The sequence below is a fragment of the Flavobacterium sp. genome, assembly GCF_025352015.1.
Lineage (GTDB): Bacteria > Bacteroidota > Bacteroidia > Flavobacteriales > Flavobacteriaceae > Flavobacterium.
The window spans coordinates 52,187-78,045 of sequence record NZ_JANXUG010000101.1; the positions used below are offsets into that span (position 1 = coordinate 52,187).

The 25,859-nt window shown below is 33.8% G+C and carries 19 protein-coding genes and 1 pseudogene; 11 read left to right on the forward strand and 9 right to left on the reverse strand.

Translation table 11 applies throughout. The features are described from left to right. Window positions 1-55: 55 nt before the first annotated feature. Window positions 56-862 (forward strand): pyrroline-5-carboxylate reductase, encoded by an 807-nt coding sequence (gene proC / locus Q0Q96_RS10335; protein ID WP_293874845.1) that lies wholly within the window; start codon window positions 56-58, stop codon window positions 860-862. A gap of 252 nt (window positions 863-1,114) precedes the next feature. Here the strand turns inward: proC and Q0Q96_RS10340 are convergent, their stop codons facing one another. Then, on the reverse strand, window positions 1,115-1,684 hold the full coding sequence (locus tag Q0Q96_RS10340) for a fasciclin domain-containing protein (protein ID WP_293874848.1): 570 nt from the start codon (window positions 1,682-1,684) through the stop codon (window positions 1,115-1,117). Window positions 1,685-1,911: 227 nt separating this feature from the next. On the opposite strand from Q0Q96_RS10340, the gene Q0Q96_RS10345 reads away from it, so the two are divergent. From Q0Q96_RS10345 to pafA, 8 genes are all read left to right on the forward strand, one after another. Beyond that, window positions 1,912-2,646, forward strand: coding sequence for a hypothetical protein (locus Q0Q96_RS10345; protein ID WP_293874850.1), 735 nt, complete (start codon window positions 1,912-1,914; stop codon window positions 2,644-2,646). A 90-nt stretch (window positions 2,647-2,736) separates the two neighbouring features. Then, window positions 2,737-3,924 carry a tRNA 2-thiouridine(34) synthase MnmA gene (gene mnmA, locus Q0Q96_RS10350; RefSeq protein WP_293874853.1) on the forward strand — a complete coding sequence of 396 codons (1,188 nt, stop codon included), beginning with the start codon at window positions 2,737-2,739 and terminating at the stop codon, window positions 3,922-3,924. Between the two features lie 149 nt (window positions 3,925-4,073). Then, window positions 4,074-5,684 carry a S8 family serine peptidase gene (locus Q0Q96_RS10355; protein WP_293874855.1) on the forward strand — a complete coding sequence of 537 codons (1,611 nt, stop codon included), beginning with the start codon at window positions 4,074-4,076 and terminating at the stop codon, window positions 5,682-5,684. Window positions 5,685-5,704: 20 nt separating this feature from the next. Then, window positions 5,705-6,640 carry a nitronate monooxygenase gene (locus Q0Q96_RS10360; protein ID WP_293874858.1) on the forward strand — a complete coding sequence of 312 codons (936 nt, stop codon included), beginning with the start codon at window positions 5,705-5,707 and terminating at the stop codon, window positions 6,638-6,640. 377 nt (window positions 6,641-7,017) lie between these two features. Next, window positions 7,018-11,352 (forward strand): gliding motility-associated C-terminal domain-containing protein, encoded by a 4,335-nt coding sequence (locus tag Q0Q96_RS10365; RefSeq protein ID WP_293874860.1) that lies wholly within the window; start codon window positions 7,018-7,020, stop codon window positions 11,350-11,352. Between the two features lie 18 nt (window positions 11,353-11,370). After that, window positions 11,371-12,330: a type IX secretion system membrane protein PorP/SprF gene (locus tag Q0Q96_RS10370; RefSeq protein ID WP_293874863.1), complete on the forward strand. Its 960-nt coding sequence runs from the start codon at window positions 11,371-11,373 to the stop codon at window positions 12,328-12,330. A 9-nt stretch (window positions 12,331-12,339) separates the two neighbouring features. Then, window positions 12,340-14,223 (forward strand): OmpA family protein, encoded by a 1,884-nt coding sequence (locus Q0Q96_RS10375; RefSeq protein WP_293874866.1) that lies wholly within the window; start codon window positions 12,340-12,342, stop codon window positions 14,221-14,223. A 119-nt stretch (window positions 14,224-14,342) separates the two neighbouring features. Further along, window positions 14,343-15,956 carry an alkaline phosphatase PafA gene (pafA, locus tag Q0Q96_RS10380; RefSeq protein WP_293874869.1) on the forward strand — a complete coding sequence of 538 codons (1,614 nt, stop codon included), beginning with the start codon at window positions 14,343-14,345 and terminating at the stop codon, window positions 15,954-15,956. A 125-nt stretch (window positions 15,957-16,081) separates the two neighbouring features. Here the strand turns inward: pafA and Q0Q96_RS10385 are convergent, their stop codons facing one another. The 8 genes from Q0Q96_RS10385 to Q0Q96_RS10420 form a co-directional block, all read right to left on the reverse strand. Then, on the reverse strand, window positions 16,082-17,200 hold the full coding sequence (locus tag Q0Q96_RS10385) for a hypothetical protein (RefSeq protein WP_293874872.1): 1,119 nt from the start codon (window positions 17,198-17,200) through the stop codon (window positions 16,082-16,084). Beyond that, window positions 17,201-18,637: an MBOAT family O-acyltransferase gene (locus Q0Q96_RS10390; protein ID WP_293874875.1), complete on the reverse strand. Its 1,437-nt coding sequence runs from the start codon at window positions 18,635-18,637 to the stop codon at window positions 17,201-17,203. Between the two features lie 327 nt (window positions 18,638-18,964). Further along, on the reverse strand, window positions 18,965-19,930 hold the full coding sequence (locus Q0Q96_RS10395) for a sodium-dependent bicarbonate transport family permease (protein WP_293874878.1): 966 nt from the start codon (window positions 19,928-19,930) through the stop codon (window positions 18,965-18,967). A 39-nt stretch (window positions 19,931-19,969) separates the two neighbouring features. Next, on the reverse strand, window positions 19,970-20,626 hold the full coding sequence (locus Q0Q96_RS10400; RefSeq protein WP_293874881.1) for a carbonic anhydrase family protein: 657 nt from the start codon (window positions 20,624-20,626) through the stop codon (window positions 19,970-19,972). Between the two features lie 428 nt (window positions 20,627-21,054). Next, window positions 21,055-21,879 (reverse strand): thymidylate synthase, encoded by an 825-nt coding sequence (locus Q0Q96_RS10405; protein WP_293874883.1) that lies wholly within the window; start codon window positions 21,877-21,879, stop codon window positions 21,055-21,057. A gap of 63 nt (window positions 21,880-21,942) precedes the next feature. Next, entirely contained in the window at window positions 21,943-22,569 is a 627-nt protein-coding gene (locus Q0Q96_RS10410; RefSeq protein ID WP_293874885.1) for a bifunctional nuclease domain-containing protein, read from the reverse strand. A 254-nt stretch (window positions 22,570-22,823) separates the two neighbouring features. After that, the gene (locus Q0Q96_RS10415; protein ID WP_293874888.1) at window positions 22,824-23,792 is read right to left on the reverse strand and encodes an electron transfer flavoprotein subunit alpha/FixB family protein; all 969 of its coding nucleotides are present in this window, start codon (window positions 23,790-23,792) and stop codon (window positions 22,824-22,826) included. Window positions 23,793-23,857: 65 nt separating this feature from the next. Then, window positions 23,858-24,604 carry an electron transfer flavoprotein subunit beta/FixA family protein gene (locus Q0Q96_RS10420; RefSeq protein WP_293874891.1) on the reverse strand — a complete coding sequence of 249 codons (747 nt, stop codon included), beginning with the start codon at window positions 24,602-24,604 and terminating at the stop codon, window positions 23,858-23,860. A gap of 211 nt (window positions 24,605-24,815) precedes the next feature. Between Q0Q96_RS10420 and Q0Q96_RS10425 the strand changes: the two genes are divergently transcribed. Together Q0Q96_RS10425 and Q0Q96_RS10430 are read left to right on the forward strand one after the other, a co-directional pair. After that, complete coding sequence (locus tag Q0Q96_RS10425) at window positions 24,816-25,277, forward strand: universal stress protein (RefSeq protein WP_293874894.1); 462 nt, start codon at window positions 24,816-24,818, stop codon at window positions 25,275-25,277. 449 nt (window positions 25,278-25,726) lie between these two features. Then, window positions 25,727-25,859, forward strand: a pseudogene (locus Q0Q96_RS10430) (IS1595 family transposase); the annotation flags it as partial.

Below are 25,859 nucleotides of genomic sequence, written 5' to 3' on the forward strand. Positions count from 1 at the left end.
TTTCAAAACTCTATATCAAAATATAAATTTAATTAGAGTTTTTAATTGCATCACTATGAAAGTATTAATAGTTGGTTATGGTAATATGGGCAAGACTTATGCCAATAGTTTTATCAGTTCACGATTTATCAAGCCCGAAGATATTTTTGTTTTAGTTAGAAATGAAAATTTTAGAATAACCGAAAGTACTATTCCAATAGCAAATTTTTCATCCATTACAAATAAAAAAATCAGCGATTTCGATATTGTAATTCTCGCCGTAAAGCCACAGGATTTTGAAGCACTAGCACAAAATATAAAACCGTTTTTAAAAGACAGTCAGATTATTTTTTCGGTCATGGCCGGAATAACGATATCAAAAATTGAATCCCAACTTTCGTGTCCAAAAATTGTGCGTTCGATGCCTAATATTCCAACTCAAATCGGAATGGGAATGACTGTTTTTACAGCCTCTTCCAATGTAGATAGAAAAGAATTATTCATCATTCAAAACCTCATTAACACTACTGGAAAATCAGTGTATGTAGAGAATGAAAAACTGATTAATGCCGCTACGGCTATCTCGGGAAGTGGACCAGCGTATGTTTTTTATTTTATGCAGTCAATGATACTGGCAGCAGTAGATTTAGGATTCAACGAATCAGAAGCGGAATTACTCGTAAATCAAACGTTTATGGGCTCGGTTGCAATTCAAAATAGTTATTCGTTATCTAATGAGGAATGGATTGCTAAAGTAGCTTCAAAAGGCGGAACTACTGAAAGCGCATTACAAGTTTTCGATAAAGGCAGTTTAGAACAGACAATAGTTAAAGCTATTAAGGCAGCTAATGACCGAGCTCTTGAATTAGGAGTAATTTCCTAAACCGTTACATCGATTATTTAGGACAGCATAAATATTCTTTCTGTTCTTCATGAAAATTTTTTTATTTAAATATTAATGTTATAAAATAGATTTTTTAAAGTCACTTATTTTACTAAATTATCTTGTTACATTTTGACACGAATTATAATTTAGTTCTTAACTAAATTTTTTTAAGTTATTTTCTAAAAAAAAACTGCAAAAAAAAACTTCCCATAGTATTGAGAAGTTTAATTTTAAAAAGAGTTACTTTTCTTAATTGTTAGAAGGCATCAGTACAGCATCAATAATGTGTATAACACCATTTGTAGCTAAAACATCTCTAGCAAATACTCTTGAAGAATTATTCATAGCGTCTTTTACAAAAATACTTGTTTGCTCATACGTATTTAAGTCTGGATCGATTGCAGGATAATAAGTATTTGGAATTAAGTTGATTGTAATATTTTGACCTTGTAACGTGGCCACACTTTGATTATTTGTTAAATCTTTAGACAATACTCCTGCATTGGCAATAACATGATATTTTAATACTTTAGCAAGTACTCCTGGGTTAGCGGTATTAAAATCAGTAACAGTCATTCCGCCAAGAACGCTAGCAAATGCAGTATTGGTTGGTACAAATACAGTATAATTTCCTGCGTCTTCAAACGTTGCAGTTAATCCCGTTACATCAAGAGCTTCTTTAAAAATACTTAATTCAGGTGTTACCGTTGCTAATTTCGCAATAGATACTTTTTGAAAACTTTTTTGTTCTTCCTTACTACATGAAAAGGCAGTAAAAACTAGTGCTGCTATTGCAATGCTTTTGATTAATTTTTTCATTTGATTTTGTGTTTAATTTTTTTCAAATATAAAAATAATAATTTAAATTCCTAATATTTTCTTAAAACAATCATCGGTTCTCTTTATCTTTTTGTCAATACAATCAAATGAAGTAATTTTGAACATGTGAAATAGGGATGAAATACTAAATAAGCCTATTTTACGTTTACTAAATAAGTTTAATTTTGCAACCAAGGTTTTACATTTTTTAAATACAAAGCGATAACATGAAATATATTTTAGCAGCTTTTTTTATATCAGTTTCGGTTTTTGCCCAAGAATTTAATAAACTAGATGAAAACGGAAAAAAACAAGGGATTTGGAAAGGGATTTATGAAGATTCAAAGCGTCCTAGATACGAAGGAACTTTTGACCATGGAAAAGAACGAGGGACATTCAAATTTTTTGATAATACCAAAGTAGGAACTGTAATTGCAACCCGAGAATTCAGTTCAAAAGAGAATTCGTGCTACACCATTTTTTACAATCAAAATAAAAACAAAGTTAGCGAAGGAAAAGTTGTTAATAAGCAATTTGATGGTCAGTGGAAATATTATCATGAAGATTTGCCCAATATAATGACTTCAGAATACTATAAAAACGGTAAGTTAGAAGGTGTAAGAAAAGTTTTTTATCAAAGCGGAAAAATTGCCGAAGAAACAAGTTATAAAAACGGAATCAAACAGGGAAAATATAAAAGTTATGCTGAAAACGGTTTTGCACTCGAAGAAAGCAATTACAAAAATGGAGAATACGATGGTTTAGCTATTTTTAAAGATCCCAATAACCAGATTGTAGGACAAGGTATTTTTAAAAACGGAAAGAAAGTAGGCATGTGGAAAGTTCTTGAAAAAGGGAAATTGAAAGAAGTCAACATGAACTACATAAATAAAAATTTTAAAAGACCCGTCATGCCAAAAGACCCAGCGATGGAGCCGGATAAAAAAGTTGATATTAAATAACTTTCGCTGTTAACATATAGAGTTTAACTACTGTCAGGTTTGAAATTACACATATTTTAAGGTAACTTTGTAGCAAAATTTTTGTTACAAATGAAACGAGTTGTTGTAGGGCTTTCTGGAGGTGTTGATTCAAGTGTTGCTGCGCATTTGCTCATAGAACAAGGTTACGAAGTTATTGGTCTTTTTATGAAAAATTGGCACGATGATTCGGTAACAATTTCCAATGAATGTCCATGGCTCGAAGATAGTAATGACGCACTGCTTGTTGCTGAAAAATTGCGAATTCCTTTCCAAACAGTTGATTTGAGCGAACAATACAAAGAAAAAATCGTAGACTATATGTTCAACGAATACAAGCAGGGACGAACGCCAAATCCTGATGTGTTGTGCAATCGCGAAATTAAGTTTGATGTCTTTATGAAAATTGCTTTAAGTCTTGGCGCTGATTATGTTGCCACAGGACATTACTGCCGCAAAGGAGAAATAAAAGCAGGTGATAAAACCGTTTACCAATTGTTGTCAGGGAAAGACAACAACAAAGATCAATCCTATTTCTTATGTCAATTATCGCAAGAACAATTGTCGAAATCGTTATTTCCAATTGGAGAATTGAATAAATCAGAAGTTCGAGAAATTGCTGCTCGATTAGATTTGGTTACAGCCGAAAAGAAAGATTCTCAAGGATTATGCTTTATCGGAAAAGTGCGTTTGCCCGAATTCCTGCAGCAGCAATTAAAGCCTATAGAAGGCTTGATTTTTGAAATCGATGCCAATAATCCGATTTACCATCAACCAATACCAGAGTTTCATTCATTGGAAGAACAATTAGCTTTTGAAGCCAAAGGAATTTCGTATACTTCACAAAACGGGAAAGTTGTTGGAAAACATCAAGGCGCTCATTATTTTACTATCGGGCAACGAAAAGGACTAAATGTTGGCGGAACAAAAGAAGCACTTTTTATTATCGCTACCGATGTAAAATCAAATTCAATCTATACAGGTCAAGGTGCCAATCATCCTGGTTTATTTAAAAAAACTTTACGAGTTCAACCTTCAGAAATTCATTGGATACGAGAAGATTTAAAATTAGAAAATGGCGAAAACATGACAGTTACAGCACGAATTCGGTACCGTCAAGAATTGCAAAATGCAACTTTGCATCATTATGAAAGCGGATTATATGTTTCTTTTGATAAACCCCAATCAGCCATTACCGAGGGTCAATTTGTAGCTTGGTATGTAGGTGATGAGTTGCTAGGTTCTGGAGTAATTTCATAGGTAAAACTTTTATAGATATTTAAAAAATCATTAACTAAATATGACTTGAATTCCTTCCTTTAATAAAGAATCGTGCGCTGAATTTCGAAGCAGAATTAGGTAGTTCTATGGTTATTTCGTAAATTAGCTTGTTCCAAATTGTGTTAGTGATGAAAAAAATATTTCTTTTCTTGTTTATTCTATGCAGTTATTATGGCTTTTCTCAAGAAGATGCTTGGGTTTATTTTAATGACAAACCCAATGTTCAAACTTTTTTTGACAATCCTTTATCTGAATTATCTCAAAGATCTCTAGACAGAAGAATGGCTCAAAATATTTCTTTAAATAACAACGATGCACCAATTGAACAATCATATATCAATGCGGTTTTATCGGTTACTGGAATAGAAGTTAAAGCCAAATCCAAGTGGTTAAATTGTCTTCATATCCGCGGAAGCATCAGCGATATTCAGGCATTGAATAATTTGTCTTTTGTAAATCATATTCATTTTGCAGACAAAACTTTAAATGCTAGAATGGCAATTCACAAACCATTCAAAACGATAAACAAGCAAATGATTGTTCAAGATTTTTTTAACTATGGTACTTCGGCTAACCAAGTTCAGATGTTAAATGTTAATTTGTTACACCAAGCTAATTATACTGGAACTGGTAAAATAATTGCTGTTTTAGATTCGGGATTTACAGGTGTAAATACCATAATTCCTTTTAATAGATTTTTTAACAATGGGCAATATTTAGGTGGCTACAATTATGTCGCTGCTAATACCGACGTTTTTTCTACACATTTTCATGGCACGATGACTTTATCTTGCATGACAGGTTATGTAGATGGGCAGTTGATAGGAACAGCTCCAGATGCGCAATATTATTTATTTATTACCGAAGATGTTGGCTCCGAAAATCCTGTTGAAGAAAGTTATTGGGTGCAAGCTGCTGAAGAAGCCGATAGACTAGGAGCGGATATTATCTCAACCTCATTGGGATATTTTGAATACGACAATACAAACTACAGTCATACCTATGAAGAAATGACGGGTAATACAGCGTTTGCATCTCAAGGAGCAAATATTGCCTTTACAAAAGGAATGATAGTGGTAGCAAGTGCTGGGAATTCGGGTGGAACTATAAATCCACACATTGGTGTTCCCGCAGAAGCTACCAATGTTTTAGCGGTTGGCGCTGTTCAATCCGACAGAACTTATGCAGCCTTTAGCTCTATAGGCCCAAGCTTTGACGGAAGAGTAAAACCCGACGTAATGGCCAAAGGACAAAATGCAACAGTATCTAACACCACGGGAACTATTGTAACAGTTAGCGGAACATCTTTTTCATGCCCCATTATGGCTGGATCAATTGCTAGTTTTTGGCAAGCGGTTCCTAGTTTAAATAATCAGCAAGTAGTAGATTTTGTAAAACAATCAGCAGATAGATTTACTAACCCAACAGTGGAATATGGATATGGAATTCCGAATTTTCAATTGGCTTTAAACAATGCCTTACTTTCTGTAAATGATACTATACAAGAAAGGTTTATAGTATATCCCAATCCGGTTTATGATCAATTGATTTTTTCTTTCCCAAATGATCTAGACAAAGCACAAGTTAGTTTTTATAATGCTTTGGGACAATTACTATTTGAGAAAAAAATTCAATATTCTGACACAACGGTTTCTTTATCCGATTTAATTTCTGGAATTTATTTCTATAAAATTAAAAGTAATTCGTGCATGCAATCTGGAAAAATTTTTAAAAATTAATAAAAAAATGTTCCGCTTGTATGAATAAAATTAGTCAACTCTTTAACATTCAATATCCAATTATTCAAGGCGGAATGATATGGAATAGTGGCTATAAATTAGCCAGCGCAGTGAGTAATGCCGGAGGTTTAGGTTTGATTGGTGCTGGTTCTATGTATCCTGATGTTTTACGGGAACACATTCATAAATGTAAAAAAGCTACAGACAAGACATTTGGGGTTAATGTACCAATGTTGTATCCCAATGTTGAGGAAATTATCCAAATTATTATTGAAGAAAATGTAAAAATTGTATTCACGTCGGCAGGAAATCCTAAAACATGGACAAGTTATTTAAAAGAGAAAGGAATTACGGTTGTGCACGTTGTAAGCAGTTCTAAATTTGCCTTAAAAGCAGAAGAGGCAGGAGTTGATGCAATAGTTGCCGAGGGTTTTGAAGCAGGAGGACACAATGGCAGAGAAGAGACAACTACATTTACCTTGATTCCTATGGTCAAAGAACAAATTAATATTCCTTTAATTGCAGCGGGCGGAATCGCAACGGGTCGAGGCATGTTGGCAGCCATGGTTCTTGGTGCCGATGGTGTTCAGATGGGTTCACGATTTGCAGCTTCTCATGAAAGTTCGTCACATGAAAATTTCAAAAATACTATTCTTAATGTAAAAGAAGGAGATACCCAATTGACTTTAAAAGAACTTGCACCTGTACGATTGATAAAAAACAAATTTTATAATGACATTCAAGAGTTGTACTCAAAATGCCCAACTTCGGATGAATTGAAAACACTTTTAGGAAGAGCAAGAGCTAAAAAAGGAATGTTTGAAGGCGATTTAATTGAAGGTGAATTAGAAATAGGTCAAATTGCAGGATTGATTCATGAAATTAAATCGGTAAAAGAAATTATTGATGAGATTATTCGTGAATTTGAATCATTAGCAAAAAGTATTTATTTATAACTTTTTAAATTCATTCAAATTTAACATCAGGTTGTTAATAGGTTTATTAGTGTAAACTTATTAACATTTTTTTATTTTTAAATCGATATTAAAATTGTTAGTAACTCCTTTCGTATTCCATAAGCTATTATAAGTTATTTTATTCCAGTAAATTAAGTAAATTTTATTAAAGAAAACCTGCTTCTTTAATGTTTATTATTTTGTTTATAAGATTTTAATAAGTCAAATTCTCTAATTATTATTATCTGTAATATAGTAGAAGCATTTTTAGCTTCGGAGTATACTGTTTTAATATCAGATTAAATTAATTTTATTCACTAATGGTAGTTTAGACAGCATTTTTATGGAGTAAAAAATTGTTTTAATTTGAATTGCTTATGAGAATTACTACTCTTGTTGAAAAATATTTTATTTATTTCGTTTTATTATTATCACTTTTTGGATATAATAATGTTTATTCTCAATGCCCTACAGTTGCAAATGCTGCCCAATCATTTTGTGATACTCAATCGCCTACAATTGCCAGTCTTGTTGCTACTAACAATGGAGGAGGAATTAAATGGTATGCTACGTCAAATTCGACTACTGCTTTATCGAGCGCAACAAGTTTAATAAATGGGAATATTTATTATGCAGATGATAACACTGGAACTTGTGGAACGAGGCAAAGTGTCACAATTACAATTTATTCTACACCAACTGGAGCAAATTTTCAAGGGGTCTGTGTAACTAGTATAAGTCAGGCAACGCCTTCAAACCCCCAATTTGTGATATCTGGAATTAATTTAAAATGGTATACCACCCCCTCTGGTGGAACTGCACTTTCTAATTCAGCTGTTTTGTCAGACAATACAATTTATTACATCAGTCAAACTAATCCTAATACAGGGTGTGAATCTTCAAGATTACAATTATTCGTAAATGTTGGATTAGTTCCTGTTCCAACAGGAAGTGCCGTACAAGAATTTTGTAACACAGGAGCTTTACCTACAGTTGCAGATTTAGTAGCTTCTGGAAATAATAATTGGTATTTAACTTCAACTTTTGGCATCCCTTTAGATTTATCAACTCCTTTAGTTAACGGTCAATTTTATTATGCGACAACTGTTGATCCTCCTTGTGAGAGTAGTAATAGGTTACAAGTGCTGGTAAATATTTATGAGCCAAATAATGCTGGGACTGATGGCTCAAGAGGAATTTGTAGTACTCAAATCTCCACGACATCTCCATTTAATTTGTTTAGTTTATTAGGAGGAACACCTGATAGTACTGGGGTTTGGACGGGTCCTTTACCAACGTCAAATGGTTCACAAGGAACGGTAATTCCAGCGACTATGACTTTAGCAGGAAGTCCTTATGTATTTACGTATACCGTAACTTCCGCATTGTGCGCACCAGATACTTCGACGGTTACTATTACTATTAACCCGATACCCACGGTAACAGTCACCAGTACACCAGCATGTGCAGGCACACCATCCACAGTAACGGCAACACCAAGTCCAGCCGGAACCTATAGTTATGCATGGACGGTTCCATCAGGAGCGACCAATCCGGGCAACGTGGCTACCTTTAGCACGACAACAGCAGGAGTTTACAGCGTTATTGCTACCAATAGCACCACAACTTGTCCAAGCCAGCCAGGGCAAACCACAGTTGTAATTAATCCAGTTCCAGATGCGGGAACTAGTGGAATTAAAACTTTTTGTTCTAATGACAATCCACAAGATTTATTTCTTTCTTTAGGGGGAACGCCACAATCTGGTGGGACATGGTCACCGATACTTGTCAGTGGAACAGGCGTATTTAATCCAGCAGTTGATGTAGCGGGAACCTACACTTACACGGTAGGAGGAACTTGTGTTACACCGTCAACGGCAACAGTAACAGTTTCTATAATTACAGCGCCTAATAGCGGCGGGACGGGCCAGACTTTAAATACCTGTACTAATATATTTTCCTTTGATTTGTTCACAGGATTAAATGGAACCCAAGGAACGGGAACTTGGAATGACAATGATGCAACAAACGCTTTGAGCAATAATATTTTCAATCCATCAATAGTTGGTGTTGGAACTTACCATTTTACTTATACAGTTATTGGATCATCTCCATGTGCAAATGCAACATCAACAGTTACCGTAATTGTTAATCCATTACCAAATTCAGGTACGGTTGTTGCACCACCATCATTATGTACTTCAGTTGGAACTGTAGATTTAAATACTTTATTAACAGGTCAGGATGTAGGAGGGACTTGGTCTACACCATCACCCGTTACTATTAGTAATTTTGTAGCTGGAACATACGCCTATACTTATTCGGTTACAAATTTTTGTGGAACTCGTACCACAGATGTTCAGTTCATAGTTCTGTCAAATCCAGTTTTAATCTCCAATAATATTGCTAATACAGCAGTTTGTGTCGGCACAGCTGCAGTTGTTAATTTATCTGAAATGGTAGATGGAACTTATGCATTAAATTATAGTTTAAGTGGAAATAACACATTGGCAAATCAAATTGTGACTATCGTAATTTCAGGTGGAACAGGAAGTTTTGTAATTCCTGCTGCTAGTCTTCCAAATATTGGTAACACAACTATTACATTTAATACTATTCAAGATGCCGTTTCAACTTGTCAAGTAACATTGACAGGTATTTTTGCAACGATAACGGTTAATCCGTTGGTGCAAATTGGTACTACTAATATAGCTGTTTCCTCTATCTGCATTGGATTAAATGCAGTAGTAGAAATTTCAAATGCTGTTAATCTGCCCGATGGTGTTTATCAATTTGATTACACTATTCCTAATGGAACACCACCACTTGGAAACTCTGGTGACGTTACTATAGCAGGAGGTGTAGGACAATTTACTGTTCCAGCATCTGTATTTGGAACCACTGGCAACTATACCATTACGATTAACGGAATTACGATTACTTCGGGTTGTTCCAACGCTAGTCAAGACGCCAATATTACTTTTGGAGTTGTTGCACCATTGTCCGCAGGTACGGCTGTAGTGCCACCCTCCTTATGTAATTCGGTTGGTATTTTAGATTTGAATACCTTATTGACGGGACAAAGTAGCGGAGGTATATGGACAGATAGTGCATCGGTGGTCGTAACTTCTCAAATAAATATAATAAATTTTACTCCAGGCACTTACAGCTATTCTTATACGGTTTTTAATGCTTGTGGTGTTGTTACGCAAGTTGTTCAATTTATTATTTTGGCTAAACCACAATTAGCCGGTTTCAATATATCCGTTTCGCAAACGTGTATTGGAACTAATTCAATTGTGAATTTCAGTACAATGGCAGATGGTGTCTATACTTTGAATTATGATTTATCGGGAAGTAATACATTAGCGAATCAATCAGTGGTTTTAACCATTGTTTCTGGTATTGGAAGTTTTACAATTCCAACGACTTCTCTGCCCAATGCGGGAACTACCATTATAACATTTACCGGTATTGTTAATAACGCCACAACGTGTACCAATACATTAACCAATGTTACAGCACAACTCATCATCAATCCTTTGGTGAATATTGATAATGCTAATTTGAGTATTGCAAACGTTTGTTTTGGGAACAATATAGTTGTAAATATTGCTGGTGCAATAAATCTCCCTGACGGAATATATCAATTTAATTATACTATTCCAACAGCAACTCCTTCTACAAATACTACAGGAAATGTAACGGTAACTGCAGGCGTTGGTCAGTTTACAATCCCTGCATCGTTCTTTACAACTTCTTCAAATTACACATTAACTATTACTGGAATTACTACAACAACTAACTGTTCTAATGCCAACGTAACTGCCATTGCAAACTTTACTATTAATCCAATTCCAGTTACTATGGGGGCTACAATTTCGGCTCAAGCTACTTGTATAAATAACGGAAGTTTGGTTACCATTTCAGGGGCTAGTAGTTTACCCAATGGAACGTATTTATTAACCTATCAATTGACAGGAGTTAACACTTCAACGGCTACAGTTTCGGTAACATTTGTGAGTGGGTCGACAAGTTTTAACATTCCTGGAACTGTTATAGTAAATGATGGAAGTAGCTCCATAAGTTTTAATCAGTTGAATTCTTCAACAACGTGTGGTATTACAGGAACTGTCTTTCCTTCAATAACTTTAAATGTTGCTTCATTACCAACACCTGTATTAACTGCAAACGGAAATCTTTTTTGCGGAACACTTACTCCGGCTCCAACAGTTGCCAATTTGTCGGCCAATATTGTTGGAACTCCAACCATAATTTGGTATAATGCAAATACAGGAGGAACGGCTTACAACAGCACAGATGTTTTAGTAAATGGAACTATTTATTATGGAACGTTTACCTCTGCTAGTGGTTGCGAAAGCGTAATACGACTTGCCGTTAAGGTGGATTTGACGGTTTGTGATATTGTAATTCCTGATGGTTTTTCGCCTAACAATGATGGCATCAACGACACGTTTGAAATTCCAAATCTTGCTATCTTATATCCAAATTTCAATCTAGAAATATATAATCGGTATGGAAGTTTGATTTATACAGGAAATAGTAGCACAGATAATTGGGGAGGAACAACTACCGAAAAAAGTTTAAATTTAGGAAATAATTTGCTGCCAACAGGTGTTTATTTCTATATTCTAAATTTTAACGATGGGATAAAAAAACCAATTCAAGGTAGAGTATATCTAAACAGATAAGTAGCAATGAGTACAACTATGAAACATAAAATTATTAAATATCTTTTATTACTACTTCTTGTTTTTTTGACTTCAAAGTTACAGGCACAACAAGATCCACAGTTTACGCATTACATGTATAACATGAGTGTAATCAATCCTGCGTATGCAACAGATAATGAGGATGTTATCAATATAGGCGGATTGTATCGTGCACAATGGGTTGGAATAAAAGGCGCACCAACAACACAATCTTTTTTTGTACACAAACCCATGTCAAAAAGAGTTGAAGTGGGTATTTCTGTGGTACATGATGAAATTGGTAATGTGGTAAAAGAAAATAATATCTACGCTGATTTTGCGTATGTTTTACCGTTAAACGAAACCACAAAATTATCATTGGGTTTAAAAGCCGGAGTGACGCTCTTTGATACTAATTTTAATGGATTTCAATATACAGATCCGTTGCCAGATCCCGCATTTCAGAATAACATTAGTCGCACGTTTCCTAATATTGGTGTAGGAACCTATTTGTTTGGATCTAATTATTATGTAGGTTTTTCGACCCCAAATTTGATGACCTCACGGCACATAGAAACCATAAACGGTCATGCTGGAAGCGGTGTAGAAGCAGTACATTTTTTCTTAACAGGCGGTTATGTATTTACCTTTAACGGAAACGACAATTTTAAACTAAAACCAGCTTTTATGGCAAAAGGTGTTCAAGGTGCACCAGTAGCTTTGGATTTAACAACGAACGTCCTGATTAATAACAAATTTGAAGCCGGAGTTGGATACAGATTAGGAGATTCTGTCAGCGGATTAGTCAGTTTTTATGTTACGCCAACTTTACGCGTAGGTTATTCATACGATTACACAGTATCCAATTTAAGAAATTTCAATTCTGGTTCTCACGAAGTATTTTTACTATTTGATTTAGATCTCAATAAACTATCGTCTTCAGGCAAAGGATATGATAAATCACCACGATTCTTTTAAATGAAAATTATGAAAAAATTATACTACATACTTTTTGTTTTTTGCAGTATCACCACTCTTTTTCCCCAAAAAAAAGTTAGTGTAAAAAAAGCCAATGCGCTGTTTTCTAGTAAATCTTACGTAAAAGCTGCAGAAGCTTACGAACAATTGCCACAGTCAAAACAAGTGCTGCAAAACCTTGGCGATTGTTATTACAATAATTTTCAAATGACCAATGCCGTTCGTGCTTACGGACAGTTATTTTTTAGCTACAAAGACAGTGTCAATAAAGAAGTTTATTTTAGGTACGCCAATGCTTTAAAGGGCATCAATAATTTTGATAAAGGCGATGCAGTCATGTCAGAATATTTAGGTTATGAACAAAACACACCTAAATTTATGAAAAACATAACTAGAAATACACCCAATAGTTTCAAGCTACAAATGATGTCCAAGAACAAAACTAATGGCGATTTTGGTATTTCGTTTTACGGAGATAAAGTAGTCTTTGCATCCAATAGAAATGCCGCAGAAAAAGCTTATGGTTGGAATGACAGACCTTATCTGGATTTGTTTTCAGCATCGGTAGATGACAAAGGACAATTGGTAAAAGTAGAACCTTTTTCAGAAGTGATTAATACCAAGAAACACGAAAGTAATGCCACGTTTAGTGCCGATGGAAAAACTATGTATTTCAACAGAAGTGGCGAAAAACAGGTTAAAATTGGTAACGAAAAAGTGGCGATGATAAAAATTTACAAAGCCGAATTTGTCAATGGAAAATGGGATAAGGTAACCTTGTTGCCATTCTCAAGCGATACCTATTCGGTCGAGCATCCCTTTTTGACCAAAGATGGAAAAAAACTATATTTTGCCAGTGATATGCCCGGTTCTTTTGGGGGCTCTATGGATATTTATGTGGTCGATGTCAACGATGATGGTACTTATAGTAAGCCAATGAATTTAGGAGAAAAAATTAACACTATACATCGAGAGCAATTTCCGTTTTTAACAACAGATGGTACCCTCTATTTTGCTTCTGATGGACATCAAGGTAATGGAAACCTTGATATTTTTATGAGTCAAAAATTAAGCGACAATGAATATGATAAACCGCTTAATCTTGGTGCAACCATCAACAGCGAAATGGATGATTTTAATTTCATTCTCGACGAAAAAACTAACAAAGGTTATTTTGCCTCCAATAGAACTGGAGATGATAATTTGTATACGTTTATTCAGGAAGACAACAAATTGCAATATTTGGTTGAAGGAGAAGTTCGTGATGTGAAAACAACCGAACTTTTGCCTGGCGCACGAGTCAAATTATTCGATGACAAAGGTACTTTGCTAGAAGAAATTTTAGTGGGTAAAGATGGGACTTTCGATTTTAATACAGAGCCCAACAAGAAATACAAAATTATGGCTTTCAAAGATTTCTATATTCCTGCCGAAGCCGAATTTGATACCAGTCAAAAAGGTAAAGTTTATATCGATTTGCAAATGAAAGTTCAATCTTATTACGATGCCGAAGATATCATCAACAAACAAGCGGACGGAACCATACTGATTGAATTAGAAAACATTTATTTTGATTTAGATAAATGGAATATAAAACCACAAGCTGCCGAAGTTTTGAATGTGCTCTTGGGCATTCTTAAAAAATATCCATACATGGAAATCGAAATAGGTGCGCATACCGATTCCCGTGCATCTGATATGTATAATTTAAGGTTGTCCAATAAAAGAGCTGCATCTGCTTTAGAATATTTGGTTCAAAACGGTATTGATAGAAAAAGATTGCGCTCTGTTGGGTATGGTGAAACAAAACCTTTGATTATATGCCCAAAAAACGATTGTACACCAGCAGAACATGCTACTAATCGTAGATGTACCTTTATGATTTTGAAATAATTTTTTTGTTTTTTGTTAATTATTTTTTGTTGCTACTAAAATGCACACCGTGATGGAGTGCATTTTTTTTTAACACATTAGGTTTGAATATGTACTTTTGTGGCTAACAATAATAACTCATGAAAAAGCTTCTTTCTTATATATTCCTATTGGTTATTTCAAATCTGTCCGCTCAACAACGCCCAAAACTCGTCGTTGGAATAGTCGTAGACCAAATGAAAATGGAATATTTATACCGCTATCAGAGCGATTTTTCAGATAATGGTTTTAAGCGATTAATGAATGACGGATACACTTTTCAAAACATGCAGTACAACTATATGCCAACATATACTGCACCAGGACATGCTTCTATTTATACGGGAACAACGCCAGCCACTCATGGTATAGTTGGCAACGAATGGTTTAGCAGAAAACTTGGGAAAGAGGTTTATTGTACAGATGATTTTGCAACACAAACACTCGGCGATGGCGACAAAGAAGAAGGACAAATGTCGCCCAAAAATTTACAAACAACAACCATTACTGACGAATTGAGATTGGCAACAAATTTTAAGGGAAAAGTTATAGGAATGAGTTTAAAAGATCGTGGTGCTATTCTTCCTGCTGGACATTTTGCCAATTGGGCATTTTGGTATAGTAAAACAGGCGCTTTTATTTCGAGCACTTTTTACGGAACCGTATTGCCTAGCTGGGTTACGCAATTCAATAACGAAAAGCACTTTTTGACTTATATTAATAAAGGTTGGGATTTATTAAAACCAGTATCAACCTACAACGAAAGTTTACCCGATGATTCTATATATGAAGGCAAATTAAACGGTGTTAAGCCTCTTTTTCCTTATGATTTAAAAAGTATGTTTTCGGTAAAAAATGATGCCGGAATTCTCCGTTACACACCTTATGGAAACGACTTGTTGGAAGAGTTTGCCAAAAAAACAATCGAATATGAACAGTTAGGCAAAGATGACATCACCGATTTTCTGACTATTAGTTTTTCTTCTACTGATTATATTGGACATATTCTAGGACCACGATCAATGGAATTACAAGATACTTATTTAAGATTAGATGAAACCATTGCTGACTTTTTAATCTATTTGGATAAAAATGTGGGCAAAGGAAATTATCTTATGTTTCTTACTGCCGATCATGCAGGAGCCGAAAATGCGAAATTCCTAAACGATAACAAATACAATGTCATCAATGTAGAATCGAAAGAAATAATTAAAGGACTGAAGAAATTTTCTACGGATATGTTTGGCGATGATTTGGTGCTGAATTATTCTAATTTCAATTTGTTTTTTAATAGAGAAAAACTAAAAACCAAAAGCTTGGATTTGAACAAAGTGAAGCAAGCTTTTAAAGACTATTTGATAACCCAAGATCAGGTAAAAAGAGTCTATTCCGAAGAAGAAATTTTAGCGAATGGTGGCAATGATTACTATTTGAATTGCATCGCGAAAGGATATGATGCCACACAGAATGGAGATTTAATAGTTTTAGACAAACCAGGTTACATTGAATACGGTGCAACCGGAACTTCCCACGGCACACCTTATAGTTATGATACCCATGTGCCCTGTATTTTCTATGGCTGGAACATCAAAAAAGGCGAATGCTACGTGAAAAAGGCAATCACTCAAATAACGCCAACCCTAGCACAAAAAATAAAAGTTGCATTTCCCAACGGAACAGAATCAGAGGTTTTAACAGAGATTTTAGATAAATAATTCATTATTTTTTAATTTGCTAAAGTGTAGAAATAAAGCTTAATACAAAAAACACAAATAAAACTTCAAAACGATGTCAACTGTTAGCCTGCATGAAACATTCTGTCATTTTAATCAGTAAGTGACTAAGGATAAACTTCATAGTTATTTTTAGATTTTTTTAAATCGGTTTTTAGTTTGTCCAAGTTCGAGGTGTTATTCAAAACCGAATTTGATTTCAACATTTTTATGAGAATTTTTAAATAGGTAACTTCACTGCCGTGAAAACCATCTATAAGTTCGTTATCATCAGAATTAATTGATTTTAAATACCTAAAATCATAGCATTCGGCATAGTTTTTTTTAAAAATGGGAACACAACTTGAATACAAAAGATCCATATATTGGTAGTGATTAGATTGCAAAAGCGACTTGTTTACTTCGTTGCCAAATGGAGGAATAAAAGCAATGATTTTTATATTTTGTTCTGCACAGTATTGCAATAATTCATCAAGTTTTTTTAATGCTTTTGGATTAATGGTTTTACCAAATTTAAACAGGTTATTTCCGCTTGCAATCCGATGCAAGGTTCCTTTAAAATTATAATCATTTGCTGTTTTGTCTTTTGAAAGTAGTTTTCTTAACTGACCACCATAACGCATACTTCCATCATTTCGAAAACCTGTATTGTTAAAATTGGCATTTAACCCAATTTTTTTGACATCTTTATCTTCGGCGACTTGAAAACTATATTTGAGGGTAAATAAGTCTTTCCAAACGCTAACGATGGTAGTTAAATTAGCATTTTTTTGAAACGATTTTGACCAATTACTGTTGTCATAACTCGTGTTGAGTTTGTCCCACGAGGCATTAAACATCCACGGGTCTAAATTGATAATGAGATAATCGGGACGCTTTTCTTTTGGGACACTATTTATGAAAGGAACAAATTGACCGATACTCGAAATAGTATAGCCTGCATTGTAAAAAGATTTGTCAAACATTTGACTTCGAAATTGCAAAACTCTTGAGGAACCCAATGCCCATACTTGGTATTTGTCCTGACTTATTATAGTTTTCCATTTCAAATAATTGTAATTTTTCTCGTTGTAAAGGTAACCAATCAAGTAGTTTTCTTTTTTTTGGATAATATTGTCTATCGATGTAAAGTTTTCACCTGTAGGTTTTAAAATATAGATAGGAGGTAGGACCATCAACAATAATGGTACTAGAAACAAGGCTATATGGAAGCAAAATTTTTTCATTTAAAATTGAAAATAAATAAATTGCTGCTCATCGCCAGCGAAATATAAAGTAGTTAAAACTAACAGATAATAAAACAACCATCGCAACCCCTTCGACCATTTTGCACCCACGTTTGCAATGGCAAATTGTTCTTCGCGTCCTAGCCATTCTATCGTCATGAAAATCAAAATTAATAAAAATATTTTGGTGGGTCTTACGGTTGGCACTGTAAAAAGTGACTTTGAAAACACTTCTGAAGCATAACTAATAGCACTTTTTATAGATGTACTTCTAAATAAAATCCATGCAAAAAGTGTTAATATGAAGGTTAAGATAATTGACAAAAATTCTTTTAAGGTTGGTAAAAATTTGCCTGCCGCAACTATTTCGGTAGTTTTTTTGCCAGAAGTAAACAAAATAGTTGGCAACACATAAAGCCCGTTTAGTAATCCCCAAATAATGTATGTCCAGTTGGCGCCATGCCACAACCCACTGACTAAAAAAATGAACATTACGTTGCGCACTTTTACCCATTTCCCGCCTTTGCTTCCGCCTAAAGGCAAGTAAATATAATCTCTAAACCATGTTGTGAGTGATATGTGCCAGCGTCGCCAAAACTCTGCAATGTTTCTTGAAAAATAGGGGAAAGCAAAATTGCGTAACAAGTCAATACCAAATAATCGAGCTGTTCCAATTGCAATATCAGCATACCCTGAAAAATCACAATAAATTTGAAACGAAAAAAACACCAATCCCAAAACTAATGTACTTCCTGAATACTCTGCATGGTTAATGAAAATCATGTTGGCATAATGGGCGCATTGATCAGCAATGACTATTTTTTTAAAAAGTCCCCATAAAATTTGTCGCATACCGCCGACTGCTTTACAATAATCAAAAATTCTTTTTTCTTTTATTTGAGGTAACAAATGCGTGGCTCTTTCTATAGGTCCAGCTACCAAAAGTGGAAAAAAACTTACAAAGACTGCGTAGTCTATCACGTTTTTTTCGGGCTTGATTCGGTTGTTATAAATATCAATCACATACGATAACCCGTGAAAAGTGTAGAATGAAATCCCCACCGGAAGAATCACGTGTAATACATAGGGATTTGTATTGATTCCAACAATAGCAATAGCATTGGCAAATGATGTAATAAAAAAGTCATAATATTTAAAAACAGCTAGAAATCCTAGATTAACTGTTATACTAAACCAAAACCAAAATTTTTTATATTTTTTATTCGAGGTTTTCGCTATTTGTATGGCTGTGAAGTAGTCCAATACGGTGGAAAATATCAATAAAAATAAGAATCGCCAATCCCAGCAAGAGTAAAAAAAGTAGCTTGAGATTAAGAGTAAAATATTTTGAAAACGAAGATTTTGTTTAGCTAAAAGCCAGTACAATGTAAACACTATTGGCAAAAATATCGCAAAATTAATAGAGTTAAAAAGCATTGGCGATAGCTTTTATAATTTTATTTGTAAAAAACGAATATACATAAAACGTTTAAGATTATATCTTTCTCATAATAATAACTGGGAGCCAAAGAACTCTTTAGGTAGTAAAAACCAACTTATTTACCGAATACTCTTTATTTTTTGACGTGCTAAATATGCAAAATAACAGGTTATTTTAGAGATTCTATTTTTCGGACAGGTTCTATATCGATAAAGATTAATTGTATTGAAAGTCAAAGTATTTACTTAAAATATTTAAACCTTCTGAAACTAATTATTTGTTACAAAAGAGCTAGATAATGTATTGGTTAAAATCCTATTTTTCTAAAAGTGTTGTACAATTAGTAAATATAAAGGCATACCAATTGTAATATTTATGGGAAAAGTTACCGTAAGTGCCATTGGTAAATATAACCCAGGATTAGCTTTTGGCACAGTTATTTTCATGGCAGCTGGCACAGCAATATAGGAAGCACTGGCAGCTAAAACAGCAAAAATGAATCTATTAGTAATGTCACTCGTGACAATAGAGCTTAACAAAGCAACTACACATCCATTTAACAATGGAATTAGTATTGCAAAAACAAATGGAAAAATTCCAAACGAAAAGAATGCTTTAAGTTTTTTACCACTGGTTATACCCATATCTAAAAGGAATATCGCGAGAAAACCTTTAAACAAATCGTTTGTAAATGGTTTAATTCCTTCTGCTTGTTTTGCATTAGCCACAAATCCGATAAGTAAACTTCCCAAAATTAAAAGCACGCTGCCGTTAGTTAATGAGTGTTTTATTACTGAAGGAATTTTAATTTTATGGGTTGTTTCTTCCTTATTATAAATAGAAATTAAGACTAAACCAATGATGATTGCAGGCGACTCCATTAAAGCCATTATGGCTACCATGTGACCATGAAGACTTAATTGTTGCGATTCTAAATACGAAACTGCAGTTACAAAAGTTACCGCACTTACCGATCCATATGCTGCTGCTATTGCGCCAGCGTCAAAAATAGTAAGCTTCCGTTTTAGAATAAAAAAAGTATATAAAGGAATTAGTGCTGAAAGGGCTACACCAAAAAGCATAGACCATCCAATTTCACTTGTAAATGTTTCGTGAGATAGTTCCTGTCCACCTTTAAAACCAATTGAGAATAGCAAATAAAGGGAAATAAATTTTGATGAATTGGGTGGTATTTCAAGATCGCTCTTTAAATAGACTGCTATTAAGCCAAGAACAAAGAATAATAATGCCGGGTTGGTTAAATTTTCGAGGAGTAAATTAAAGTTCATTTTTATATTTTAAATGGTAAAATCTTTATCTGAAAAGAATTAGTTAATAAACTCGAGTTTGCCAGTTCGCAGCGTATAAAAAGCCCCAACTATTTTAATCTCACCTTTGTTTTCCATATCTCTTAAAATTTCACTTTTGGCTCGTATTTGAGAAATGGTATACTTGATATTATTTACTGACACTAATTTCACATAAGCTTCATTTTTTGACGATTTCTCTCCTTCAAAATTTTGACTCATAGCCACAGCAGGCTTTATATTTGCTAACATAGCAGTGATATTTCCTAAATGTACATCATCAACTGCGCCTTTAACGGCACCACAATGCTGATGGCCCATCACAATAATGAGTTTTGCTCCAGCTACTTTGCATGCAAATTCCATACTTCCCAATAAGTCAGTATTAACAAAATTACCGGCAACTCTACCAACAAAAACATCACCAATACCTTGATCGAAGACATCTTCAACAGGTACTCTACTATCCAAACAACTTAAAACCATTGCTTTAGGAAACTGTCCATTTGTGGCAATTTTTCTAATTTCTTCTGAATGCTCTCGTTGGGTTAAATTGCCGCTATTAAAACGATTGTTACCTTCTTTAAATTCACGTAGAACTTGGTCCGGAGTTAAGGCATCTTGCTCGGCTTTTGTTGTAACATGATTATGTTTAAAAGCTATTTCAGGAGTCTTCATGTCCTTTTTAACATGTTCATTTGTAATGCCAGATTTACAGCTAACAAGTAACTGTAGTGTTACAATAATAACAATTGAAATAAAAAAATTCTTTTTCATATTTTTTTGTTTTTTGATGCAGCAAAATTAAAAATTTTATTCCATATATTATTATTTATGTTTATAATGATAAACATAAAAAACATTTATAATTAAAATAAAGTCAATTTTCTAAAATGATGCATTTGCCTTAACTAAATACGGTTCGTTCGTTTGAGCACCTAATAGAAATCTGGCTTGGCAAATTCTTATGTTTTTTTAGAATGGTTTAGACTATTTTTTTATACCAATAAACTGATAATTCTAGTTGATCTAGATTTTATTTATCACCATTTAATGGAAATCAATAAAACTGCAAAACGTTTTTTTTAAGTATTTTTTTTGCTAAATTATATAGCTACAATGCCTTTAATATGAGGATGCGAATCATAGTCTATCAGCGTAAAATCTTCAAAAGTAAAATCGAAAATGTTTTTCACTTTAGGATTTAAAATCATTTTTGGCAATGGTCTTGGCTCACGTGACAATTGCAATTCTACTTGTTCAAAATGGTTATTATAAATATGCGCATCGCCAAACGTGTGGATGAAATCACCAATTTGTAAGTCGCAAACTTGTGCAACCATCATTGTAAACAGTGCGTAAGAGGCAATGTTAAAAGGAACACCAAGAAAAATATCAGCACTTCTTTGATACAACTGACATGATAATTTTCCTTCGGTAACATAAAACTGAAAGAAGGCGTGACAAGGTGGTAAAGCTGCCTTTCCGTTTGCAACATTTTCGGAAAATGATTTTGAGGTATTGGGCAAAACCGAGGGATTCCATGCAGAAACCAACATACGTCTGCTGTTTGGATTCTTCTTCAGCGTATCAATTAATTCAGTAATTTGGTCAATTTCTTCGCTATTCCAATTACGCCACTGATGACCGTACACGGGACCTAAATCACCATTTTCATTGGCCCATTCGTCCCAAATTTTAACACCATTTTCTTGAAGATATTTAATGTTAGTATCACCTTTCAAGAACCAAAGCAATTCATAGATGATAGATTTTAAATGCAGTTTTTTTGTGGTTACCATAGGGAAACCTTCATTCAAATCAAATCGCATTTGATAACCAAAAACACTTTTGGTTCCCGTTCCTGTTCTGTCTCCTTTTTGGCATCCGTTTTCTAAAACATGCCGCATTAAATCGTGATATTGTTTCATTTTTATGTGGATTTGGTTATGCGGTTATTTGTATTCCGATAACCAAATAACCGCACAGCCGAATTAACTTTCTCGTTTTGATATTTCATCACGAATCTTCGCTGCTTTTTCATAATCTTCATCCTGAACCGATTTTTCTAAAGCTTCGTGGAGTTCCGATAAGTTCATAGTTTTATATATATTGACCGAAGTATTACCTTCGTTTTCTAATCCAAAGGTTTCAGGTTTTGAAAGTACTCCATCACCATCGGGATTTTGGTTTTCTAATTCTGTAGGATTGTTAAGGTAAATTCCTGCTTTGTCCAAAATGTTTTTATAAGTAAAAATAGGTGCCGAAAACCGTAATGCCAAAGCAATAGCATCCGAAGTTCGGGCATCAATTATTTCTTCAATTTTATCTCTTTCACATATAATACTCGAATAGAAAACACCATCAACTAACTTATGAATGATGACTTGTTTTACCACAATGTCAAAACGATCGGCAAAGCTTTTGAACAAATCGTGCGTTAAAGGTCTTGGAGGTTTTATTTCTTTTTCTAGAGCAATAGCAATTGATTGTGCTTCAAAAGCACCAATGACTATGGGCAATTTTCGTTCGCCATCTACTTCATTTAAAATTAAAGCATACGCACCATTTTGCGTTTGGCTATAGGATATTCCCTTAATAGTTAGTTTTACTAAACTCATTTAGATTTTAGATTTCGGATATTAGATTTTAGATTTCAGATTTGAAATAATCTTTAAATAAGGATTATATTCATTTCAATTTGTCATTTGACTTCTCGTATTATAATTATAAGATAAAATGTACCGAAACTTTGTTCCAAAACTTCAGGACGTAAAGTAACAAAAAGTTTTTGCTTCAAAAAAAGAAAGCACAAAAAAAGAGCCATCAGATTATTAGATTTCTAGTGACTCTTTTATGAATTAATAAATACGTCTTATGTGTTTTGAGCTTTGAAGGCAACTAATTTTTGGGTTAATCTCGGAAGTATTTCTAGAGCATCGCCTACAATACCATAATCAGCAACTTTAAAAAATGGTGCATCAGCATCTGTATTTATAACTACTTTTATTTTAGAGGCGTTGATTCCTGCAATATGTTGAATAGCTCCCGAAATTCCTAAAGCAATGTATAAATTAGCGGCCACAGGTTTCCCAGTTTGCCCCACGTGTTCACTGTGTGGTCTCCAACCCAAATCTGAAACGGGTTTCGAACAAGCCGTTGCAGCTCCTAGAACTGTTGCTAAATCTTCTAGAAGATGCCAGTTTTCTGGACCTTTTAAACCACGACCTCCAGAAACTACAATATCAGCATCAGCGATGGTGACTTGTCCGGTAGTTTTTTCTACAGATTCAATTTTTACATTAAAATCAGTATCGTTTAAAGAAGGTGAAAAGGTTTCTTCTGTTAAAGTGGTCGCATTTTCAAAAACACCATAAGAGTTTTTGGCCAAGCTTAATATTTTTACATTTGTATTGATTTCCGTTGTGTTAAAGGCTTTGTTTGAAAAAGCAGTTCTTCTAACCTGAAATGGCGCAGTGCTAATAGGTAATCCAACAACATTTGAGGCAAATCCCGCATTTAAACCAATACTAACAATAGGAGCTAAATACAAACTATCTGTTGTGGAAGAAAGCAAAATTAGTTCAGCATTTTCTTTTAAGGACGCTTGCTTTATGACATCGGCAAAAGCTTTGGCGTTAAAATTTTTCAATGTATAATTGGATACTTTCAAGACTTTTGAAATTCCGTATTTTGATAAATCTGAAACATTATCGATGTTTATAGCAACTGCAGTTACATTGGTTCCCAATGAATCGGCTACTTTCTTGGCATAAGACGCCAGTTCATAAGCTACTTTTTTAAATTTTCCGTCTACAGATTCTGCATAAATTAATATTGACATTTTTTTATAATTTAAAGATTAAATAATTGAAAAATTTAAAGATTTCAATAATTCGTAATTTGTAATTAAATCACTTTTGCTTCGTTGTGTAATGCATTTATTAGTCCGTCTAAATCATCCGCCGAAAACAATTTGACAGCAGATTTTGATGCAGGTTTTTCGAATTTTACTGCTTTGGTATTGTTGTTTGCCTCAATTGGCTCAAGAACTGTAAGCGTCTTTGTTCTTGCGGTCATAATTCCTCTCATATTTGGGATACGTAAATCTTTTTCTTCCACCAATCCTTTTTGACCCCCAATTACTAATGGCAAAGAAGCCGAAATAATTTCTTTTCCACCATCAATTTCTCGCGCTGCTCTGGCTGATGTTCCGTCTATATTGAGCTCAATGCAAGAATTAACAAAATTATAATTTAGTAATGCAGCTAACATTCCAGGAACCATACCACCGTTATAATCCAAGGATTCTTTTCCGCAGATAATTAAATCGTAGTCGCCGTTCTTTGCAACTTCTGCTAATTGTTTGGCTACAAAAAAACCGTCCGTTGGAACGGCATTAACTCTAATGGCATCGTTAGCACCAATCGCCAATGCTTTCCTCAAAGTGGCTTCGGCATCAGCACCGCCTACATTGGCAACAGTAACAGTTGCTGCTTGTTGTTCTTGAAACCAAATAGCTTTTGTTAATCCAAATTCATCGTTAGGATTAATGACAAATTGTACACCATTGGTATCAAATTGAGTGTCGTCGTTTACAAAATTAATTTTTGAAGTCGTATCAGGCACATGACTGATGCAAACTAATATTTTCATAAGTGTTGAGTATTTGTTGAAAATCGAAGCACAAAATTATGATAATATTTCGAATAATGTGCTATGCGTGCATAATATTTATCAATGATATATCGGTTTCGTAATATGTTAATTCTATAACATAAAAAAAGAGTTTTATAATGTATAAAAGTTGATGTTAAGTACCTTTATAAAGAAGATTCTACTAAAACATCTTTTAAATAAAGTCACTATGAAAAAGATTTTGATTGCATTAGATTATGGACTTTCCGCTCAAAAAATTGCAGAAAAGGGATATGAATTGGCAAAAAGTATGCACGCCAAAGTCGTTTTTCTTCATGTTGTTGCTGATGAAGTTTATTACAGCAGTATGGATTCTGCACCTTTTCTCGGATTTTACGGCTATGATTTTTTTAATATCGACAACAACGATAGTTTGATAGAATCATCTAAAAATTTTTTAGAAAAAATAAAAACGCATTTAAAAGATCCTGAAATAGAAATTATTGCAGAGCAGGGTGATTTTGCCAAAGTTATTTTAGAAACAGCCTCAAAATTGCAGTCAAGTATTATTGTTTTAGGATCGCACAGTAAAAATTGGCTCGAAAAAGCAGTAATGGGCAGTGTTACCGAAAGTGTTTTAGCAAAAACTAAAATACCAATGTTTATTATTCCAATTAAGGAAGATAAATAGGTTGAATAAAGTGATACAATGGAATTACTTACACATCTTTTTTATTTGTTTGTACTAGCAATTCCCATTGCATGCGTAACTTGGATCGTAACGCGAGAAGAAATTTTTATTGAACCAAGAAATTATTGTATTCAAAAATCTAAATTTTGCAAATCAATTCTGAAACGAATTTTTTTCTATTTATTTACCTTCGAATATTGTTTTAGTCATTATGTTACCTTGTTTATTTTATTTTTTATAAAATTTCAATTGTTATATCAAGATTGGCGAGGTTATTTAATTTCATTGTTTGCTTTAGTTTGGATAGCCAATTTTTATATGGGTGTTTTTGCTTTATTAGATTAGGAATGAAGAAAGAAAAAAGGGATGCCGACATCGAAGAATTAAAGTTAAAAAAAAAAATTAATTGAGGTGTTCTGATAATTACTAATATTTTTTTATCTTTAAAAATGGAAAAGTTTACAGGAGAAAGTATTTTAGAATTTACAGACAGATTCAAAACTGATTTAGATTGTTTAGGCTATTTGGCAGAAATAAAGTGGAGAGACGGCTTTCATTGTGTTAAATGTAATCACAGAAAGT

What these genes read in the sequence shown, in the direction of transcription:
- Q0Q96_RS10425 (WP_293874894.1), top strand. Translation starts at nt 24,816, where the DNA reads ATGAAAAAGATTTTGATTGCATTAGATTATGGACTTTCCGCTCAAAAA.
- Q0Q96_RS10355 (WP_293874855.1), top strand. Translation starts at nt 4,074, where the DNA reads ATGAAAAAAATATTTCTTTTCTTGTTTATTCTATGCAGTTATTATGGC.
- Q0Q96_RS10420 (WP_293874891.1), bottom strand. Translation starts at nt 24,604, where the DNA reads ATGAAAATATTAGTTTGCATCAGTCATGTGCCTGATACGACTTCAAAA.
- Q0Q96_RS10365 (WP_293874860.1), top strand. Translation starts at nt 7,018, where the DNA reads ATGAGAATTACTACTCTTGTTGAAAAATATTTTATTTATTTCGTTTTA.
- Q0Q96_RS10340 (WP_293874848.1), bottom strand. Translation starts at nt 1,684, where the DNA reads ATGAAAAAATTAATCAAAAGCATTGCAATAGCAGCACTAGTTTTTACT.
- Q0Q96_RS10390 (WP_293874875.1), bottom strand. Translation starts at nt 18,637, where the DNA reads ATGCTTTTTAACTCTATTAATTTTGCGATATTTTTGCCAATAGTGTTT.
- Q0Q96_RS10370 (WP_293874863.1), top strand. Translation starts at nt 11,371, where the DNA reads ATGAAACATAAAATTATTAAATATCTTTTATTACTACTTCTTGTTTTT.
- mnmA (WP_293874853.1), top strand. Translation starts at nt 2,737, where the DNA reads ATGAAACGAGTTGTTGTAGGGCTTTCTGGAGGTGTTGATTCAAGTGTT.
- Q0Q96_RS10415 (WP_293874888.1), bottom strand. Translation starts at nt 23,792, where the DNA reads ATGTCAATATTAATTTATGCAGAATCTGTAGACGGAAAATTTAAAAAA.
- Q0Q96_RS10410 (WP_293874885.1), bottom strand. Translation starts at nt 22,569, where the DNA reads ATGAGTTTAGTAAAACTAACTATTAAGGGAATATCCTATAGCCAAACG.
- Q0Q96_RS10400 (WP_293874881.1), bottom strand. Translation starts at nt 20,626, where the DNA reads ATGAAGACTCCTGAAATAGCTTTTAAACATAATCATGTTACAACAAAA.
- Q0Q96_RS10395 (WP_293874878.1), bottom strand. Translation starts at nt 19,930, where the DNA reads ATGAACTTTAATTTACTCCTCGAAAATTTAACCAACCCGGCATTATTA.
- Q0Q96_RS10345 (WP_293874850.1), top strand. Translation starts at nt 1,912, where the DNA reads ATGAAATATATTTTAGCAGCTTTTTTTATATCAGTTTCGGTTTTTGCC.
- Q0Q96_RS10375 (WP_293874866.1), top strand. Translation starts at nt 12,340, where the DNA reads ATGAAAAAATTATACTACATACTTTTTGTTTTTTGCAGTATCACCACT.
- Q0Q96_RS10405 (WP_293874883.1), bottom strand. Translation starts at nt 21,879, where the DNA reads ATGAAACAATATCACGATTTAATGCGGCATGTTTTAGAAAACGGATGC.
- proC (WP_293874845.1), top strand. Translation starts at nt 56, where the DNA reads ATGAAAGTATTAATAGTTGGTTATGGTAATATGGGCAAGACTTATGCC.
- Q0Q96_RS10385 (WP_293874872.1), bottom strand. Translation starts at nt 17,200, where the DNA reads ATGAAAAAATTTTGCTTCCATATAGCCTTGTTTCTAGTACCATTATTG.
- pafA (WP_293874869.1), top strand. Translation starts at nt 14,343, where the DNA reads ATGAAAAAGCTTCTTTCTTATATATTCCTATTGGTTATTTCAAATCTG.
- Q0Q96_RS10360 (WP_293874858.1), top strand. Translation starts at nt 5,705, where the DNA reads ATGAATAAAATTAGTCAACTCTTTAACATTCAATATCCAATTATTCAA.